Below are 18891 nucleotides of genomic sequence, written 5' to 3'. Positions count from 1 at the left end.
TTAAGTTGCTTCTCTACCTTTTCTATTGCAATAAATAGATAAATAGTGAACAACACCAACACAAATAACACCAAAAATATCACTAATAATATTTAAAGAGAAGAAACCAGAAATAAAAAAGAAGATCAAACTCATACAAAAAAACTGAACAATCCTTTGTTCATGTGGAGGAAATCCGTTCATGCGTCTTCTGATAGAAGAGAAGACAAAAATAAAATATCCCAGCCAAATCGACAAGCCGACTAAACCTGTAAGAGCAAATATAAGAAGATGAGTATTATGCACATAACCTTTAATTTCAATAAAGTCAGGTCTATAGCTAAGCTCCCATTCATAGCTAAAACCGAAACCTCGACCAAACAAGTATTCCAAACCGTATGAACTAAAGCCTCGAAACATTGAAAGAATTTCGTCAAATCTGCCACTTGAACCTAGATAGAGATCGAACCTATCCGAAAAAGGGTTAATGTAGGCTAATCTTCCCAACCCTCCAATGCTGTATAGGTCTAGGTATTCTATCCCTAAAAGTAAAGCGGTAACAAAACTAATCATTAATGAAAAAGTAAAAAAGAAACCTAACTTAACCTTAAAAAATGCATAGTAGACAACCAGTGACGCAATGAAAGACAATAATATGCTTCTTTTTCCCTGCGCAACAATAAGAATAACGCTTACAAAAAAGTAGATACGATTTCTTAATGAAAGAAAGTAGATGGCAATATACCCGATAAAACTCCCACCATATCCTGGGTATATCACATAGAACACACTCATTATTTTATAACAAACAACAACAAAGAAGTTGGAAAAAAAACCCAGTTTAAATAATCCTTGAAGACGAGAAAACGAGATATAATCAAGTAGATTCCTACCAAACTCAAAGAAAACATATGCTGCAAGGAAGTAGTAAATATGTTGGAATGAAAAGTAGTTAATACCGTTGAGAATGAATCCGTAATAAAAGTAAACAAAAAGCACTAAGGAAAATATAATAAAGCTAAATGGTATTTTACCCTTATCTAACCAAATAATTGAAATTGAAAAACCAGACACTGCCAGTATAATAAGATTGAATATTATTATTAATTGAGAAAAGGAGTACTGATCAATACCAAAAACGGGAGTTACTAACCTAAAAAAAATAAGGACTGCTGACAAAACTAAAGACAATCCCACCGTTAGACTAACTAGGCGAAAGAGATTTATAGCCACCAAATACTCTTTAGATGGGTTTGGCACCTTATTCCCCTTTAATTTTTTTCATTTTTTCAATGTAGTAACTACGTAGGGATCGAGCCATTAACTTAGATTCATTTATATGCTCACTATTATTCATATTCCAGCTACCATCATTCCTAAACCTACCTTCTAGGAGTTGTTGAGATAAGTGCAACATTATTTTTTCATTACCTTTTTTCACATTATGGTAACCCTCGATAAAACTGAGGATATCATCATTATTAGAATTTGTCTCGGCATGAAAGAAGGAAGACCCAGTTTGATAATATGATCCAGAGTAACAAATAGTGGGTATGCCTCGCAGATTACTCTCAAGTCCAATAGTTCCAGTAAGTACAGCTGTAGCATCTATTTTTGTTAAAATGTAGTTGCTATGAACGGTTGTTGGAATGATGTACACCGACTCCATCGATGACAATTTTTTATAGAAACCATTAGGCCTTTGACCAGAAACAGAAGGATGTTCTTTAATAAAAACATTAAATTTTCTTGATAGTCCTTTGATGATTTGAAATAAAAAATCATTATAGTTTATTGCATCATCATTAGTAGACCAATAATCAATCGTACATTCAGGATACATTTGTAGCGGAATAAATATATTTTTCCTATTGTCTAACCCTACTTTGGTCTCCCAGTTCTCGTCACCTAAAGATAGGGGAATTTCGAAGGATAGATTTTGCCTAGAAACCAATTCACTTGACCAATAATGGTAATTATACTTATCATCTTTAACTCTTCTCAGTATAGAAAAATAAGCATATCTTGCTATATTTGAAAAAAAACGTTTAAACAAGCTTAAGTTTGGATTTTGAACATTTTTCTTATTGAAATGAGGTATATAGTAATCATCCAATACTGTAGAGTTAATTTTTTCAACAATCTCTTGGTTTGGTTCTCGAACAAGATTTGATTCTCCGCATGTAGTCACTCGAAAATGTCCGTTGACAAATGAAGGGACGATAAACATTTTTACAACTGAAAATTTATCACAGAGCCTTGAACATATATCCAATATATACGAATCAACGGTAACACTTAAAAATGCTTTAGGTTCATACTTAATAAATATACTCGTCAGTGAGTTGGTCATAGCCACTACATGATTTCTAGCCTCAAAATAACTTAATTCTCTTAATAAGCGACATTTTTTAATTATTTGATTGATTTCATCTTCATTAAAATAATCATTCTGATTATTCAGCCTAGTCTCGAGGTTATTATAATAGTCAGAAATTAAATTTAGTTCATCTAAAGACTGATGTTCGCTCACATATTTTATATCAAGACCATTTTCATAGAATAATTCTTCTGCAATGACCTTAAATTGATCAAAGTTCCAAGGTCGTACATAACAAAAGACACTGTTCATAAATCACACCTGACGCTCTTATAAATTACAATAGAAACAGAAAATACAGAATATAAAAGAAGTAAAATGTAACTTTTCAATAAAATATGTAAGGAAGAAAAGTCATCATTTAGAAATAGCAACTGATTTAACAGATATGAGCAAAGCATAACTAGTGCGAGCGCAGTTACATTATACCTTTGGGTTTTTAAATACGTATGTAGAGAGCCTACAGAAATAAGGACATTAACCAGTCCACCAATAACAATGATAACTAAGCTAAATTCAAACAGATCATTGAATCCATAGAAATCCTCTATAAAAACACCAATTACGATAAGTGATATACAAGAAATAAGTCCGTAGAACAATAGACATGATCTTAGCTTATCCATTAACAGCTGGGGCAATCGCTCTGGATGAAGTCTTATGCACTTTCCAAAATCTACAACATTTACATAAGAAAACATGTTTATTGCAATAAAAACCATTTGGCTAATCGAAAAAGCTAATGAATAGGACGCGGCTGATGCCTCGTAGTTTTCTATTATAAATGTTCTATCTAAATAAAATATTGCATATAGAAGCAGTGCGGAAGAATTTATTGGTAGACCGCGAACAAAAAATTCAATGAAAGCCTTAAAATCTAGCTGTAATTTACCTAACTCAGAGAAAAGCTTTCCTTTAATAAAAAAAACAAAAATGTAGATCACTATACTAATTAATATAGCAAGCATAAAAATATCATCTTCTTCCCATTCACTTAGGCTTATTACTGCAAATATTGAAATTAGCGAAACCATAGGCTTAAATGCCATAGCGAAAAAATATTTCTCTTCAGATTTAAACTGGGTTTCGATAACTAAAGCAATCATGGCAATGAGTGATACTAACGACCAATAATAGCCATAGAATAAAGATAAAAGTGTTGCTATGAAGATTATATACAATGATGAAAGCATGAAGAAGTTCATACTTTTTTGATTGTCATTTCCTCTAGAAGTACTAATTGTTAGATAGCCACTACAACTACCTAACAATAAAAATTGAAACAAAAATGTTGTAGACTTAATAAATTCAAATTCTACATACCCTTCTTCACTTAATATATGAGGCAAAGCAAGCGCCTCTATACCTACCACAGCAAAAAGCATGTACCTAAGAATGACTATTTTCAACAAGTTAAGGCCATCAACCAATTATTCGTTCAACATAAAATGCTTCAGCCCTATCTATTCCATGACATTCTCCTCTAAGAATTGCAAGGGCCTCTACAGAGTGAAAACTTCTACTATGGGGGGATGCTCTCATTTCTTTTTTATATTCAATAAGTGCTCTTTTCTTCCTTTCCCAAAAATTTGATATATCAACCACCTTCTGCGGTAAAAATACCTCTCTAGCTTTCGTTGACCATTCTGTCGAAGATAATACTTCAAAACAATATATTTCTTTTACACTACAGCCTATCTGTGGCCTACACGCGGTTAAAACAGCTTGATTGGTGACTCGATGATCAACGTTTAAATCACCAGAGAAGTGAGTGTAAACGATAGTTGGACGAACTTCGCTTACTATACTCTCTACTTTTTTGCTGATTGAAAGCAACGGGACACTGTCCATTTGGTTATCTGGAAAATCAAACCTGAACGTCGTTTTTACGCCCAGCACATCAAGTGCTCTTTCAGAGCACTTATGTCTTTCGATTGACTCTTCACAACCAGGTTCTCTAGATCCCACACCATCAGTCATAAAAGCGACGAACACTTCATCACCATTATGAGCATGTTTAGCAATAGTTCCGCCACACCCCAAAGCTTCATCATCTGAGTGGGCTGCTACGACCAGCACTTTATTCTTAGTTGTCATTCTCTATCAGTTCCCATGATGTAGCATCACCAAAGTCAACGTCTTTATTAACTCGTTTACCTATTAGCTCATCAAAGTACTTGGGAGGTAGCCCATATCCAGGTCTCACACGTCTAATATCTGACTTCGAAATCGCGTCGCCCGCTTTTATAGAGCGAACGAAATAAATAGAGCGTCTAAACTTCATACTCGCTTCTTCTACTGGTTTTCTCTCATAACCAGCCTTCCCAATAGACAACCAAGCTGCTTCTGTTTCTCTACATAAAGTTGCCAGCTCTTGAGGTTCAAGAGAAAATTCTGAATCAGGACCTTTCTCTGCTCTACTCATCGTCACGTGTTTTTCAATAAGACTCGCTCCCATTGCAATGGATGCTACCGAGACAACCGTTCCTAAAGTGTGATCCGATAAGCCAGCTATACAGTTAAAGTCGTTCTCAATTTTTGGTATTGTTGCTAGGTTTGCTTGCTCTACTGGAGATGGGTAACCACTAATACAATGTAGCACGACTAATTCGTCACAGCCGTTCTCTCGTGCTGTAGTTACAGCTTCCGAGATTTCTTGATAGTTCGCCATTCCTGTCGACATAATCATTGGTTTTCCCGTCTGGGCAACACGTTTGATCAAAGGTAAGTCTGTTAATTCGAAAGACGCTATCTTATATGCGGGAGCGTCTAACTCTTCTAACAAATCGACAGCACTTTCATCAAATGGAGTCGAGAAGACTGTAATACCAATCTCTCGAGCTTTTTCAAACATAGCTTTATGCCATTCAAACGGAGTATGGGCCCATTTATAAAGATCATAAAGCTTATATCCATCCCATAATCCACCTTTCACTTGAAAGTCTTCTTTATCACAATTGATGGTCATAGTGTCTGGAGTGTAAGTCTGAAGCTTAATAGCGTCAGCCCCCGCTTTTTTAGCCATTTCTATAGTTTCAAAAGCTTTTTCAATTGAACCATTATGATTCGCGGAAAGCTCAGCAATGATGTATGGTTTATGCGCTGGACCTATTGCTCGGCCATCAATTTTAATCTCTTTCATTTTATTCATTACTCTCGAATTTTACTCTAGCTGTCAACTGACCATTATCTACATCCAGTCGAGCCTCATCAAACGTTAACCTGACCTTTCCCCACTCTAGGAAAGCTTTTGGATAGGTCTCCGCATCCAGCATACGTATGTGATCATATAGTGAAGAAGCATCACCACTCTTTGGTAACAAACTCTGTTTTGGCGTTCTTCTTTTGAACACTACGACATCACCTTCTTGTTCCTGTGGTGAAGGTTCATTTTTAGCAATATCCCCTATCAGCTGAAAGGTCAGTGGGGCCATACGATGAAAAATATCACTTGCGCTTCCTTCCAAAGACATAGGGACTTTTCTATAAACAGGGCCAGCATCTAGCTCGTTTACCATTCTTAAAGCACTGAGCTTTGTCTTCTTATGCCCGTGCACAATTAGATTCTGCAGAGGACTACCACCACGCCCATATGGTACATCGGCCATATGAAAACATACACATTCCCAGCGTTCTAAAATTTCAGAAGGAACTATCCAGCTCCAATGCGGAAAAAACACATATCTAGGATTAAGTTGCTCTAATCTTTCTACACTTAACTCTTCTTTAGATGTGATTAAATGCCATTTGCCTGATAACCTACCTTTAAGCGATTGGAACTCTTTGATATTCCATGGCTTAATGGTCGCCACTACATAATTATTCTGCATACTCTGAAATCTCTAACTTGTACTTTTTTCCTCTATAGCTAAAAAAAGCTGGAAACTTATTATTATCAACTATTCTCAAGAGCTCAAATTGTTCTCGTATAGTTTTGTCGATATCCAATTCACTATCATTAGGCGTTCGTCTTGCGTAGAATGTTTCTAGACCACGTTGCTTCTTTGGTTCAATCTGAGGGTACCTATTGATAAAGTTCTGACAAATTGACAAAGTAGCTTCTCCTTGTTTTCTTCGCCATTCATCATAGAGCTCAACTCCGATTAAAGAGAAACTCTCTTGTACCCAAATATCTCCGCTATCAAAAGCGTTTGTTGCTTCAAGCAAACAGATCGGAATGATACGTTTTCCTTCCAAGATTTGCCACGCAACAGGAGCGAAACCTTTACCAGCTGGAAGTGCACTTTCATGAACAACTAGATTTAGACGACTTTTGTTTAAATTTTCTGAGCTAACAATTCTGACACACCCTATGAAAAAGCTAATATCACAATTTAGCAGTTCACTCTGAGCTCTTGCAAAGTTCACTTTTAAACCTTTAGACTCACACCAGCAAGCAAACTCTTTTGCGTAAGGTAAAATCCATGAGTCATTATCAACAAGTATATTGACCGTATGTATTGTATTCATTGTGTTATTTTATCCACAACTCTTTTCGTTCCATTTCCATCACAAACTTTTAGGCACATAGATGACATTTCATCATAAACTTTTTCATCCCTTAACTGCTCTAATTTCGCTAGTATTTGTTGTCCCGTATCATCTATATTAAATACGTCGATTGCCCCAAACTGCTTAAGGTTTTGAAGTATCGTTGATTGATTTTTAGCGAAGGAAGTTAAGATACTAGGCAACCCTGTCGCACACCTCTCCCAAGACGATGTGCCAGCGGCTCCGAAGCAAATGTCATGTGCCAACATTAATTCAACAATTTCAGAGGTATCCCGTATGATAGAGACTCTATCGTCCAACTCTCGATAGTTTTTGATCTGTTCAACATGTGGGGCGGTTGGACCCAACACTACAGTAATTCGTGTAATACGCTCATCGGGAAGGATAGAGTCTAGAACTTTTCTGGTCAAATTCAGGTGATCAGTTCCTCCCATCATAATTAGTACATTTGAAACTGATCGCTTTCGCGAGCATATCCTAGCCTTTAAAACCATTCTGTTTGGAACTGAAAACTCACTTCTCAACAGGGCGAATTTAGTACCAGTCATGATACTACAGCGGTTTGGAATTAGGGCGTCATAGTCATTTTTATCGCGGTTGAACGTTTGATCTATAAGGAAGTCACAACAATGTAATCTATCGGCAAGGTCATCAATCACCAATAGTTTATCAGTATGTTGTCCAACTATTGATTCCCATCTGTGATCGATTCCATAGTGATCAACAATAAGGCAGTGAGCTCTACCGTTAAAACACTCACCCAAAACTTCGATAGTTTGTATAGCATCGTTACTTTGAGAATTTCTAAGCCAGTGAGAGTGAGGTAGCTTGTCATTATTGACACTCAAAAGCTCGACAAAACGTACTTCAAAGCCTTCGGCTATAATTTTATCGCTAATGTTCCCCTCTAACCTCTGGCATAAAAACACCACCTCATGATTTCGCCGCCGCAGCTCAACTGCTAATGTTAGACAACGCATAATATGCCCTGTCCCAATCTCAGTACCTGAGTCAGCTCGAACTAGAACTTTCACCTTATAAACTCTCTTTCAATAAAGTAACATTCACAGATATTTTCGTCACCAAATAGTCCATCCACCGTCAACAATTAAATTCGCTCCGTTAACGAACGAACTCGCTTCGCTAGAGAGAAACACCAAAGGCCCTTTAATTTCCTCAGCTTTACCTACTCTCCCCATAGGGACTTTACTAGATAGATTGTTTACAAAATGGTCATTATTGGTCGCCAAATTAGGGAATGGTCCGGGTGATATTGAATTGAATCTTATATTTTCTCTTCCAAATTCACATGCAGAGTATTTGGTCAACTGTATTAACGCCGCTTTAGCAGCACCATAGAAAGGGGGATTAGTAGTTTCAGCACTTTCATATAAATTAGGGTCAGGACTTACTACACCATACATTGAGCCAATATTAATAACCGAGGCATAACCCATTTTACCTACAGAAGATCTAAGGTGCGGTAAAGCCGAATTTACGATATGATGCACCGATTTCACCGCAATAATATAAGCGTCAAGGTATGAACTCCCGTGGGAGCTCTCAATAGTCCCAGCACTACCTGAATAAGCATTATTTACAATGATGTTTATATCACTCTGGTAAGCAGAGAAGAACTCTGCAACTGCATTTTCATCTGTAACATCAAAAATCGCTTCTTCCGCGACAAAGCCTTTAGATATTAGGCGCTCAACAAGTTCAGCTGCTTTAGCCTCACTGCGAGAGTTAACTAAAACCGTAGCTCCCGCTTCTGCTAACCCTATGCACATCTCTTGTCCTAAATAACCCGAAGCTCCTGTAACCAATGCAGTCATTCCACTTAAAGAAAATAGGTTTCGATTCATGTTATCTCCAGTAGACAGGGTTGAGGGTACTCTCATCAAGTTCAAAGGGAGGCTTAATTTCTTTCAGCTGAACTATATTATTTGGAGTATGATGCATGTTGATGGTTTTGATATTTTCTGATAATTGCCTTTCTGTTTCACACCCTAAAACAACACCATCGATCCAATCAACATTTCTAACGTATGAAATACAAAGTTCGCTAATCGTAGCAAAACCTTGCTCTTGAGATTCTTTTTTTAACCACTCGATAATGACCTTACTTTCCTTTAGGTTGGCTTTTTCCCAGAGTTTAAGGTCTTCAGAAACCAACAAGCCCTGCAACAAAACACTTCTGGCATGAATTGTGAGTGAACGAGATGTCTTAGCTTTCCTAATCGCTGGGACTAAGTAATCCCATCGATGGTCTAATATGTTGTAAGGTAGTTGAATAAAAGAAACGTCCTCTGTTCTCAACGCTAACTCTATCTCCTGAGGTGTCTGAACAGATACCCCTATATTCTTAATCCGTCCGTCAGCCTTTAGAGATTGTAATTTTCTGAATACAGCTCCACTATGTGACGTGAGGTGATCCGCTCTATGTAACATAAGAACATCAAGAGTCTTCATTCCTAAAGACAGACTCGATTTAAGGATAGAGTTCTCTACTTCGAGAACAACGTTCTCCTCTGTTGACTCCTTAAGATGGTCGAGTTTTGTAATGATTTGACAACGACCTTGCCAGCCAGACTTCAACCATGAACCGATTAACTCTTCACTATTCCCGTATACCCTTGCAGTATCTATAAACTCAACACCAGCTCGCGCTGCATATGATAAGATATCTATAACTTCTGTTGACGATGGTTGGCCTGTTGAGTTGTTTATGCCGTAGCTTAGGCCTAATTGAGCTCCCCCTAGAACCAATGAATTTGACTTTCCTTTGCAACAGCTAATCTCTACTAGCTTTTTGGTAAGTTCCCTAGATGTTACACTAACCGCATCATCACAACTTTTAAAAACCTTGAGAACTTGCAAGTAATCGTCGAGATTATCGATTGTACAGCGCAAATGTACAAACTCGTCAGAACTGAGTTCTGTTCTTGCATGGTTATCACCATATTTCCTGCGAATATATGGTGTTACATGCTCTAAATCAAAAAGTTCACTAGTATTACGTAAGGCCTCTCTTAGGTAACGCAAGCGAGTAACTTCTGCTGACAAACCATACGGTAGTTGGGACTTTTCTCCGTTTGCGCAAATATACTCTAGACAATTTTCTGTATATTGAGATACTAGTTCGTTGATAAAACTAGCATCAGGAAATACATTATCAGCAGTCAAGCGTACAATAATAGTATCTTCGGACAAATCAGATAACGCTTCGACAAACCTTTGGAGTACATTATCCAATGAGCCTCTATAACATCGAACACCATAATCGCAGAGGATCGAAGCCAAATGGTCATCACTAGCTTCTTCAGATGTTAGAACTCTTACTTCATAAGAAGCATTGTAAGCAGCCCTTTGGGCTGCGAGAACGGATAATGGAATCCCTGAAATAGGAAGCATAACTTTTCCTGGTAACCGAGATGAATTCGTTCTAGCTTGAATACAAACGACTACGTTTTCCTGTTTCATTTCAATACCTGTTCTAACGCAGTAACAACTTCATCTTGCTGTTCAAAAGTCATACTCTGAAACATTGGCAACGAAATAGCCTCTTCATAGTACTTTTCCGCTTCAGGAAAACTGCCCTGTTCAAAGCCCATATTTTGATAATAAGGCTGAGTGTGGACTGGAATATAGTGTAGATTAACTCCGATGCCTCTTTTACGTAACGCATCAAATACCTGCTTGTGACTTAACGAAATATCTTCCAATTGAAGGCGAATTACAAATAAATGCAGACCAGAATACGTATCTGGTAGTTGGTAAGGAAGGACTACAGGCAGACTCGCCAACTTCTCACTATATCGCTTAGACAAGTGATGACGAGCGGAAACAAACTCACTGAGCCGTTTTATTTGACTTACTCCTAAGACAGCTTGAAGTTCACTCATACGGTAATTGAAGCCTAAATCAATCTGCTGATAGTACCAATCACCGTGAATTGTTCCTTGCATCAAACTTGCATCTCGTGTTACGCCATGACTACGTAATAGAAGCATTTTATCAGCTAACTCTTGTTGATTGGTTAACGCAGCACCACCTTCGGCCGTCGTAATTATTTTCACAGGGTGAAAGCTAAATACTGTAATATCCGAATATGCGCAGTTTCCTATTGGTAGACCTTTATACCGACCACCAATTGCATGTGAAGCATCTTCAATTATTTTAAAGCCATATTGCTTTGATAGCCTCCCAATAGCCTCCATATCACAGGGTTGCCCACACAAATGTACTGGGATAACTACCTTGGGAAGTTTATTCTCTTTTTTCGCTTTGGTTAATTTCTCTTCCAGACGTTTCGGACACATATTGTAAGTGTCAGGGTCTATATCTACAAAATCGACTTGCGCACCACAGTACAGACCGCAGTTTGCTGACGCAACAAAAGTAATTGGTGAAGTCCAAAGCCAATCCCCCTTCCCCAAACCTAAAGCAAGGCATGCAATATGCAATGCCGAAGTTGCACTATTCACTCCTATTGCATAACTTGCACCAGTATGAGAAACAAGAGCTTGCTCAAATGCAGGTACTTGAGGCCCTTGAGTTAGAAAGTCTGATTTCAAAACATCAACTACACTATCAATGTCTTGCTGGTTAATATCTTGCTTGCCGTAAGGAATCACTTCTGTACTCACACTGTGAAGTTTGGATCAACATGTTCTTTAATGAGCTCACGCAAGCCCTCTATTGTTTCCCACTCGGTATTCGTACCTGAATTATATTTAAAACCGAATGGTACTTTCTTTGCTCTGTGGTGTTCTAAGTATTCTTGTTCTGTGTAAGTAAATGATACCGAAGGAAGAATTGCATAGTATTTGCCGAGATCAATAGTATTGAGGGAGTCGGTGTCTGTGATCATTTCTTCATGTAGTTTCTCACCTGGCCGAATTCCTACTACTTGTGTTGCACACTCTGGTGCGACAGCCTCGGCGATATCTAAGATCTTATATGACGGTATTTTGGGTACGAATATCTCACCACCGATATGATTTTCTAGAGCATACATCACCATATTAACTCCATCTTGTAATGAAATGTTAAAGCGAGTCATCTCTTCATGCGTAATTGGCAAAATACCTTCTTCTCTCTTTTTCATAAAAAATGGAATAACTGAACCACGAGAGCCCATCACATTCCCATAACGTACAACACTAAAGCGTATATCCTTTGAGCCCTTTATGTTATTTGCCGCTGTAAACAACTTATCTGAGGCTAGTTTAGTCGCTCCATATAGGTTTATTGGTGCACAAGCTTTATCCGTTGACAGCGCAACAACATCTCTCACGCCACAAGTCAGCGCTGCATTAATCACATTCTCAGCACCATCCACGTTTGTTCTAATACACTCGGTTGGGTTGTATTCTGCAGTATCCACTTGTTTTATAGCTGCAGCATGGATGATCACGTCAACGCCTTCACAAGCTTGAATCATACGATTTCGATCGCGAACATCACCTATAAAAAAGCGAAGTTGAGGGTAGTCTTTTTGAGGGTATTGCTGCTTTATTTCAAACTGCTTCAGCTCATCACGAGAAAAGATAATAATTTTTTTCACACTAGAATAACGCTTCAGTATCGTTTTGATGAACTGCTTACCGAATGATCCTGTACCACCCGTGATTAACACAACTTTATTATTTAACATTTAAATTTCTCTAGTAATATTATTTATTTACCAAATGCCTTTTGAATCGACTAAGTACTTTAAGCTAGGTTTTAGCGTGACGAATTGTTTATGATCGACAAGTAGTACATGTATATCTGCTATTGCGATAGCAGCGTCTACATCTATCAAATCTACGCATTCTAGGGCTAGTGAAGTTATGTTAGGTTCAACCGCAACCACCCTTCCAGAATGTACGCGTGACAATTTTTTTGTAATATCTAAAGCAGGGCTTTCTCGTAAGTCATCGATATCAGGTTTAAAGGATAAACCGTAGCAAGCAATTGTAATATCTTTTGCCGTTTTATCCGTATTCTCTTGCAAGAAATCAGCAATGGCTATCTTAGTTTTCTCGACTATCCAATCAGGCTTTCTGTCATTGACTTTACGTGCAGTATGAATGATCTGAGCTTCCGCAGGTGTTTTCGAAACGATAAACCATGGGTCAACAGCAATACAATGACCACCAACACCAGGGCCTGGTTGGAGAATGTTAACTCGAGGGTGACGGTTTGCAAGCGCAATCAATTCCCACACATTGACATCTAACTTATCACAGATAACAGAGAGTTCATTTGCAAATGCGATTTGAACATCGCGAGAACTATTTTCTGTCAACTTCGCCATTTCTGCAGTGCGTGCATTGGTGATTACACATTCACCTTGAACAAATGTTTGGTATAACTCAACTGAGCGTTGTGAACATTTAGGAGTAAGGCCGCCTATTACACGGTCATTTTCAACTAGCTCTCTCACCACATGACCTGGTAAGACACGTTCTGGACAATGTGCAATATTAATGTCTGCTTCTTCACCGTGAGTCAGTGGGAATGTGAGGTCTGAACGAGCTTGAGATAACCAATCAGCCATTTGCTCTGTTGCGCCGACTGGTGAGGTCGACTCTAGTATAATTAGATCACCCTTCTTTAAAACAGGAGCAATTGCTTTACTTGCTGCTTCAATATAAGAAAGGTCGGGAGCTGGTATCTCACCTTCTTTGCAAGGTAAAAAAGGGGTAGGGACTGCAATGAGAAACGCATCAGCCGCTTCTGGTGTTGTCACCGCTTTTAGGTAACCTCCTTTGACCGCAGCATTTACAATCATATCTAGCTCTGGCTCTACAATATGAATTTTACCTTGATTGATAGTGTCTACAGCGTGTTGGTTAACATCAACGCCAACGACCTTTTTCCTACGTGATGCGAACATCGCTGCTGTAGGCAGACCAATATAGCCTAAACCTACCACTGATACTGTTTCAAAAGACATGTGATACTTCTCATTAAATTATATTATTTTTCCAGAACATCTAGAATTCGCTGGCATGATTTTCCATCACCATAAGGGTTATGTGCAAAGCTCATTTCCTTATACGCCTGCTCGTTTTGAAGCAAAGTTGACAAGCCTACAACGATTCGGTCTATGTTGGTACCAACCAACTTAACCGTTCCAGCTTCTACAGCCTCAGGGCGCTCTGTCGTATCTCTCATGACTAACACAGGCTTGCCTAAAGAGGGCGCCTCTTCTTGAATGCCACCCGAATCAGTAAGAATGATATGTGCCCTATTCATCAAATAAACAAATGGCAAATATTGTTGGGGCTCAATTAAATACACATTATTTATTCCTGCGAGGATTCGATTAACAGGTTCACGTACATTGGGGTTCAAGTGCATAGGATATACAATCTGAGCATCTGGATGCTTTTGTGCGGTAATGGCTAGCGCTTCACAAATACGCTCAAAGCCGCCACCAAAACTTTCTCTTCTATGGCCTGTAACTAGCACTAACTTTTTATCTTCACACAGGAATGGGAATTGCTCTGATAGTTGCTGTCGAAGATATTTATCATGACTAATTTTAGCTTTGATCATCAATAATGCATCTATAACTGTATTCCCTGTTACATAGATATGACTTGCATCGACGTTCTCTTGTAACAAGTTTTTTTGAGATGTTTCTGTTGGCGAAAAATGATATCGCGTTAGTGCACCCGTCAGTTTCCTATTCGCTTCTTCAGGCCAAGGCGAGTAAATGTTGCCAGTTCTTAAACCTGCCTCAACATGGCCAACTGGAATTTGTTCATAATATGCTGCAAGGCTTGCTGCAAATGTAGTTGCAGTATCACCATGAACTAAAACGACATCAGGTTTAAACTCTTGTAAAACTGGTTTTAATTCCAATAGAATTCGAGCAGTTACATCATTTAGTGACTGCCCTGCTTTCATTAAATTTAGGTCATAATCTGGTTTTATCGCAAATAGTTCAAGGACTTGGTCCAGCATCTCTCGATGCTGGGCTGTTACACAACACTTTGCTTCAAATCGCTTATCGATAGCTAAAGCATGAACGAGAGGCGCCATCTTAATTGCCTCCGGTCTTGTACCAAAAACTGTAAGAATTTTTTTCTTAATCATTCTTTAAATCCAAACTGACAAATCAACCAATTATATTAATCGGCAGTGAGAAAAAGCCAGATACCATAAATTTAGAGGCAACTACTTCCTAGAATTGAAGCCAATGATACCGCAATAGAATTTTGGGGTCGACTCGAACCTTTAATTAGGAGAAGAACAAACGTTACTTTATGGAGAATAGCGCATGCTACTCATTTCCTTTGCGTGATATACTACCCTAAAATCAACTGTTTTCTAGGACTCACTTATGATCATCGTAACTGGCGGTGCTGGCATGATTGGCAGCAACATAGTTAAAGCATTAAATGAAAAAGGCATTAACGATATTTTGGTAATCGACAACCTAAAGAATGGTAAGAAATTCCAAAATTTGGTTGATCTTCATATCAATGACTACATGGACCGTGATGATTTTCTAACCCAAATCATGGCTGGTGATGACTTTGGCCCGATTGAAGCGATCTTCCATGAAGGTGCTTGCTCTGCTACGACAGAGTGGGACGGTAAGTACATGATGCTCAACAACTATGAATACTCGAAAGAGCTGCTTCATTTCTGCCTAGAACGTGAAATCCCATTCCTTTATGCTTCTTCAGCTGCGACTTATGGTGAAACTGATACTTTCATTGAGGAAAAAGAGTACGAAGGCGCGTTAAACGTATACGGTTACTCAAAGCAGCAGTTTGACAACTACGTTCGTCGTATTTGGCAAGATGCTGAAGATCATGGTGAGCAACTATCACAAATTACTGGCTTCCGTTACTTCAATGTTTATGGTCCACGAGAGCAACACAAAGGATCGATGGCATCTGTTGCGTTCCACCTGAACAACCAGATGAACGCAGGCGAAAATCCAAAGTTATTTGCGGGTAGTGAAACTTTCAAGCGTGATTTTGTTTACGTTGGCGATGTTGCAGCAGTAAATTTATCGTTTTTGGAAAGCGGCCAATCAGGCATCTTTAACCTAGGCACAGGCAATGCAGAGTCATTTGAAGAAGTGGCTAAAGCGGTAATTGCATTCCATGGCAAGGGTGAAGTAGAAACTATTCCATTCCCTGAACACCTCAAAGGCGCATACCAAGAGTTTACTCAAGCAGACCTAACAAAACTCCGTGCAGCTGGTTGTGATCACAAATTCAAAACAGTCGCTGAAGGTGTAACTGAGTACATGCAGCTAATAAACAAGTAGCGCCTACGCTCCCAAATACCATCATTGAAAGGTGGCTGATCGCCGCCTTTTTTATGTCTCCTTCTACGAATAAGGTAAGTTGTGAAAAAACCAGCAATTCTTCATATTTGTCTTTCCCAGGGCTGGGGGGGATTAGAAATGTACCCAATTAGAATTGGTAAAGAGTTTCTAGAGCGAGGCTATAAAGTATATGGCTTATGCACCGCTGGCACACAAGTTGCCGAAGGTATGTGTGAGGCTGGCATCGAGACCTTTGAAATATCAGGGAAGGGACAGCTAATAGCTTCTCAACTGTTTAAACTGAACAAATGGTTAAAACAAAGAAATGTAGAGGTTATTCATTGCCACAAATCTGGTGATATTCTTATTTCTGCACTTCTGAGCGTACTCACTGAACGAAAAACATTTTTTACTGAACATATGGGTGTAACCCGCCCTAAAAAAGACCTCTATCATAAGTGGGCGTATTCACATGTAAATCAGGTTTTCTCAATCAGTAATGAGACCTATAAGCGTAACCTCAAGGCTCTTCCTATCAATGGGAATAGAATTACGAGGCTTTGGCTAGGCACTGATATTCCGGCTCAGACTATCGATGATCCAAATGAAATATCTTCTATTAAGTTAGAGTTAGGAATACCTGAAAACAGTACTGTCATTGGTAATCTAGGTAGAGTCTGCTTTGGTAAAGGGCAATTGGAGCTCTTAGAGGCATTCAATTTACTTCAAGGTAATTACTCTAATCTTCATTTATTGGTTGTCGGAGGGTTAGATGTTTCTGAGGGATCAGACAATACATTCGTGGATAAGCTAAAAAACAGAGTTACAGATTTAGGTTTAACTCAGCACGTCCACCTTGCTGGGTTTAGAAAAGATACAGATCGTATGCTCGCTGCAATGGATATTGTATGTTTACCTAACCACAACGAAGCATTCGGTTTAACCGCAATCGAAGCAATGGCCGCAAAAAAAGCGATTGTTGGAGCTAACACTGGCGCATTCCCGGAAATTTTAGAACCAGTAGGCCTCCTATCTAACCCACTTGTTCCTCAAGACATTTCATCCCAAATAGAAAAATATTTGCAGTCTCCAGAGCTAGTTGAAAAAAATGCAAAGCTAGCTTTCGAGCGAGCACAAACTGAGTTTTCAATGGCCTGTCATATATCTAAGTTAGAACAATATTATCAAAAGGATATGAGTGTTATGAAGTCTTCAGGGTTACCTTTAGCCATAAAACTGAGAAATAAAGTTCGTATAAAGGGCGAAGGCCATCTAGTCGATATAGCCTCAAACTCAAAAGTACGAAAGTGCAATATCTCGATTAAAGGCAGTAACAATCAGCTCATTATTGAAGAGGACGTCAATATTCGTGAAAGCCAGATCGAAATTGATGGAAACAACTGCATTGTTAAGATTGGGAAAGGCACGGTCATTGGCCATAGTTGTTACATATCTTCACGAGAAGAGAATACTCAGTTAGTTATCGGTGAAGACTGTATGCTTTCACGCAATGTGAAAATAATGACCAGTGATGGGCATGATATATTGAAAGATGGTGTGCGTATCAACTCAGCCCAAAATATTAGTATCAGTAATAATGTTTGGCTTGCTGATAATGTTACGGTCTTAAAAGGTTGTTCGATTGGGAGTGGCGCGATAGTTGGAATCAACTCGACGCTAACCAAAGACCTCGTAGCTAATTGTATTGCCGCAGGTAACCCAGCCAAATGCATCCAAGAGGATATCATTTGGCAAGATGAGTTAACGTATTAACTTCGTTTTAATTTAATTGAATCACAAAGAGCCATCAACTTGTCCATATTCCGTTTACTTCGGGCAAGTTGCTTTTTTACTTTGTCCAGTTTTTCATTTGACAACCTGTTCAACATTATAGCTATTAACTTAGATTGATCATTCTTATTGCAATCAATGAAGTCTGGTAAGTCTAACTTTCTATCAAACTCCTCCATAACTTCCAAACCAGCGACTAAGTGATTGTTGCCAGTCAAACGCTTCACTACATAAGGGAATGCATAGAACTTTGGCATTATGCCATTGGATTGCATCGCTTCAAGATATGAAGCTTCTGATGCATTTATACCGTTCGGGTAAGTAGAAGAAAAATCGATGTAATATTTTTCAAAGCCCAAGAAACTAGAACATATAAGGCTAGTGGTATCAGGTTTAGCTATAAAAAACAGATCTATCGCTAGGGGGGTTATTATTTTTTTTGAACCCTCTGTGTGTGCATGCATTCCGTTGGAGAAGTGTATTGATGCCTTATTACTATAAGACATTTCTTGCACGTACCTAGATAAATCCAGTTCTGCTAATAGTAGTACATCTGGCCTCAGTGTGATAACTAGATCATACTGTATGCTCTTAGATTTCTGATACTCTTCTCGCAGCTGGCTGACTCTATATTGCGAGTACAGCATAGCTTTTAGGCCTCTCAGTGTAATATCTTTATTAAAGAAACCTTCCTCTTTAATCATCGAGTTTTTTTCTATTGAGATTCCTTTAGGCTTATATAGATCCTTCACGGCATCAAAGATAACACTGTTATCTTCGACAAGATGTTCAGATTTATACCATGTAGGATCTTTATGCTCTAGTTCATCCCAGGTGTGAATGAAAATATCACAATCATAACTATCTAATAGGTGTGAAGACAAGTATGGTTGTGTAGATAAATAACTACGTAAATGACCGAAAAGTTGAACTGCAACTTTCATAA

17 protein-coding genes and 1 pseudogene are annotated in these 18891 nt (G+C 38.5%); 3 read left to right on the top strand and 15 right to left on the bottom strand.

What is annotated here, in order from left to right; all coding sequences use genetic code 11:
• Genes EJ063_RS15215 through wecB form a run of 14 tightly spaced genes read right to left on the bottom strand, consistent with a single transcriptional unit; the run spans position 1 to position 14965 of the window.
• Entirely contained in the window at positions 1-1239 is a 1239-nt protein-coding gene (locus tag EJ063_RS15215) for an O-antigen ligase family protein (RefSeq protein WP_126575206.1), read from the bottom strand.
• Between the two features lies 1 nt (position 1240).
• The gene (locus EJ063_RS15210; RefSeq protein ID WP_126575205.1) at positions 1241-2611 is read right to left on the bottom strand and encodes a capsular polysaccharide export protein, LipB/KpsS family; all 1371 of its coding nucleotides are present in this window, start codon (positions 2609-2611) and stop codon (positions 1241-1243) included.
• Positions 2608-3744, bottom strand: a complete 1137-nt coding sequence (locus EJ063_RS15205; protein ID WP_126575204.1) for a hypothetical protein — start codon at positions 3742-3744, stop codon at positions 2608-2610. Before EJ063_RS15205 ends, EJ063_RS15210 begins: the two co-directional genes overlap by 4 nt.
• Positions 3745-3781: 37 nt before the next feature.
• Positions 3782-4456, bottom strand: a complete 675-nt coding sequence (locus EJ063_RS15200) for a PIG-L deacetylase family protein (RefSeq protein WP_126575203.1) — start codon at positions 4454-4456, stop codon at positions 3782-3784.
• Positions 4446-5501 (bottom strand): pseudaminic acid synthase, encoded by a 1056-nt coding sequence (gene pseI / locus EJ063_RS15195; protein ID WP_126575202.1) that lies wholly within the window; start codon positions 5499-5501, stop codon positions 4446-4448. The genes EJ063_RS15200 and pseI overlap by 11 nt, the downstream gene beginning before the upstream one ends.
• Position 5502: 1 nt before the next feature.
• Positions 5503-6189, bottom strand: a complete 687-nt coding sequence (locus EJ063_RS15190) for a formyl transferase (RefSeq protein ID WP_126575201.1) — start codon at positions 6187-6189, stop codon at positions 5503-5505.
• Positions 6179-6829: a formyltransferase family protein gene (locus EJ063_RS15185; protein WP_126575200.1), complete on the bottom strand. Its 651-nt coding sequence runs from the start codon at positions 6827-6829 to the stop codon at positions 6179-6181. The genes EJ063_RS15190 and EJ063_RS15185 overlap by 11 nt, the downstream gene beginning before the upstream one ends.
• Positions 6826-7905 carry a UDP-2,4-diacetamido-2,4,6-trideoxy-beta-L-altropyranose hydrolase gene (gene pseG / locus EJ063_RS15180; RefSeq protein ID WP_126575199.1) on the bottom strand — a complete coding sequence of 360 codons (1080 nt, stop codon included), beginning with the start codon at positions 7903-7905 and terminating at the stop codon, positions 6826-6828. The genes EJ063_RS15185 and pseG overlap by 4 nt, the downstream gene beginning before the upstream one ends.
• A gap of 45 nt (positions 7906-7950) precedes the next feature.
• On the bottom strand, positions 7951-8736 hold the full coding sequence (locus tag EJ063_RS15175) for an SDR family NAD(P)-dependent oxidoreductase (RefSeq protein ID WP_126575198.1): 786 nt from the start codon (positions 8734-8736) through the stop codon (positions 7951-7953).
• Position 8737: 1 nt separating this feature from the next.
• Complete coding sequence (locus EJ063_RS15170; RefSeq protein WP_126575197.1) at positions 8738-10354, bottom strand: aldo/keto reductase; 1617 nt, start codon at positions 10352-10354, stop codon at positions 8738-8740.
• Positions 10351-11520, bottom strand: coding sequence for a UDP-4-amino-4,6-dideoxy-N-acetyl-beta-L-altrosamine transaminase (gene pseC / locus EJ063_RS15165; protein ID WP_167469909.1), 1170 nt, complete (start codon positions 11518-11520; stop codon positions 10351-10353). Before pseC ends, EJ063_RS15170 begins: the two co-directional genes overlap by 4 nt.
• The gene (gene pseB, locus EJ063_RS15160) at positions 11517-12530 is read right to left on the bottom strand and encodes a UDP-N-acetylglucosamine 4,6-dehydratase (inverting) (protein ID WP_126575196.1); all 1014 of its coding nucleotides are present in this window, start codon (positions 12528-12530) and stop codon (positions 11517-11519) included. Before pseB ends, pseC begins: the two co-directional genes overlap by 4 nt.
• Positions 12531-12557: 27 nt before the next feature.
• Positions 12558-13817, bottom strand: a complete 1260-nt coding sequence (gene wecC / locus EJ063_RS15155) for a UDP-N-acetyl-D-mannosamine dehydrogenase (protein WP_126575195.1) — start codon at positions 13815-13817, stop codon at positions 12558-12560.
• 23 nt (positions 13818-13840) lie between these two features.
• Complete coding sequence (wecB, locus tag EJ063_RS15150; protein ID WP_126575194.1) at positions 13841-14965, bottom strand: non-hydrolyzing UDP-N-acetylglucosamine 2-epimerase; 1125 nt, start codon at positions 14963-14965, stop codon at positions 13841-13843.
• A gap of 247 nt (positions 14966-15212) precedes the next feature.
• Here wecB and rfaD point away from each other — a divergent pair, with 247 nt between their 5' ends.
• The 3 genes and pseudogenes from rfaD to EJ063_RS15135 all read left to right on the top strand — a co-directional run bounded on the left by rfaD (position 15213) and on the right by EJ063_RS15135 (position 17927).
• Positions 15213-16154 carry an ADP-glyceromanno-heptose 6-epimerase gene (gene rfaD / locus EJ063_RS15145; protein ID WP_126575193.1) on the top strand — a complete coding sequence of 314 codons (942 nt, stop codon included), beginning with the start codon at positions 15213-15215 and terminating at the stop codon, positions 16152-16154.
• 81 nt (positions 16155-16235) lie between these two features.
• Positions 16236-17252 (top strand): annotated as a pseudogene (locus EJ063_RS15140) (glycosyltransferase family 4 protein); the annotation flags it as partial.
• A gap of 105 nt (positions 17253-17357) precedes the next feature.
• Positions 17358-17927 (top strand): acyltransferase, encoded by a 570-nt coding sequence (locus tag EJ063_RS15135; protein ID WP_126575307.1) that lies wholly within the window; start codon positions 17358-17360, stop codon positions 17925-17927.
• Here EJ063_RS15135 and EJ063_RS15130 read toward each other — a convergent pair.
• Positions 17924-18889 (bottom strand): hypothetical protein, encoded by a 966-nt coding sequence (locus tag EJ063_RS15130; protein WP_126575192.1) that lies wholly within the window; start codon positions 18887-18889, stop codon positions 17924-17926. The two genes, EJ063_RS15135 and EJ063_RS15130, sit on opposite strands and share 4 nt — an antisense overlap.
• Positions 18890-18891: the final 2 nt, after the last annotated feature.

Source organism: Vibrio aquaticus (assembly GCF_003970385.1).
Lineage (GTDB): Bacteria > Pseudomonadota > Gammaproteobacteria > Enterobacterales > Vibrionaceae > Vibrio > Vibrio aquaticus.
The sequence above is the reverse complement of the archived record's forward strand: the minus strand, read 5'-3'. Positions and strand labels throughout refer to the sequence as shown.

What these genes read in the sequence shown, in the direction of transcription:
- EJ063_RS15210 (WP_126575205.1), bottom strand. Translation starts at nt 2,611, where the DNA reads ATGAACAGTGTCTTTTGTTATGTACGACCTTGGAACTTTGATCAATTT.
- EJ063_RS15205 (WP_126575204.1), bottom strand. Translation starts at nt 3,744, where the DNA reads ATGCTTTTTGCTGTGGTAGGTATAGAGGCGCTTGCTTTGCCTCATATA.
- EJ063_RS15200 (WP_126575203.1), bottom strand. Translation starts at nt 4,456, where the DNA reads ATGACAACTAAGAATAAAGTGCTGGTCGTAGCAGCCCACTCAGATGAT.
- pseI (WP_126575202.1), bottom strand. Translation starts at nt 5,501, where the DNA reads ATGAAAGAGATTAAAATTGATGGCCGAGCAATAGGTCCAGCGCATAAA.
- EJ063_RS15190 (WP_126575201.1), bottom strand. Translation starts at nt 6,189, where the DNA reads ATGCAGAATAATTATGTAGTGGCGACCATTAAGCCATGGAATATCAAA.
- EJ063_RS15185 (WP_126575200.1), bottom strand. Translation starts at nt 6,829, where the DNA reads ATGAATACAATACATACGGTCAATATACTTGTTGATAATGACTCATGG.
- EJ063_RS15175 (WP_126575198.1), bottom strand. Translation starts at nt 8,736, where the DNA reads ATGAATCGAAACCTATTTTCTTTAAGTGGAATGACTGCATTGGTTACA.
- EJ063_RS15170 (WP_126575197.1), bottom strand. Translation starts at nt 10,354, where the DNA reads ATGAAACAGGAAAACGTAGTCGTTTGTATTCAAGCTAGAACGAATTCA.
- pseB (WP_126575196.1), bottom strand. Translation starts at nt 12,530, where the DNA reads ATGTTAAATAATAAAGTTGTGTTAATCACGGGTGGTACAGGATCATTC.
- wecC (WP_126575195.1), bottom strand. Translation starts at nt 13,817, where the DNA reads ATGTCTTTTGAAACAGTATCAGTGGTAGGTTTAGGCTATATTGGTCTG.
- wecB (WP_126575194.1), bottom strand. Translation starts at nt 14,965, where the DNA reads ATGATTAAGAAAAAAATTCTTACAGTTTTTGGTACAAGACCGGAGGCA.
- rfaD (WP_126575193.1), top strand. Translation starts at nt 15,213, where the DNA reads ATGATCATCGTAACTGGCGGTGCTGGCATGATTGGCAGCAACATAGTT.
- EJ063_RS15135 (WP_126575307.1), top strand. Translation starts at nt 17,358, where the DNA reads ATGAAGTCTTCAGGGTTACCTTTAGCCATAAAACTGAGAAATAAAGTT.
- EJ063_RS15130 (WP_126575192.1), bottom strand. Translation starts at nt 18,889, where the DNA reads ATGAAAGTTGCAGTTCAACTTTTCGGTCATTTACGTAGTTATTTATCT.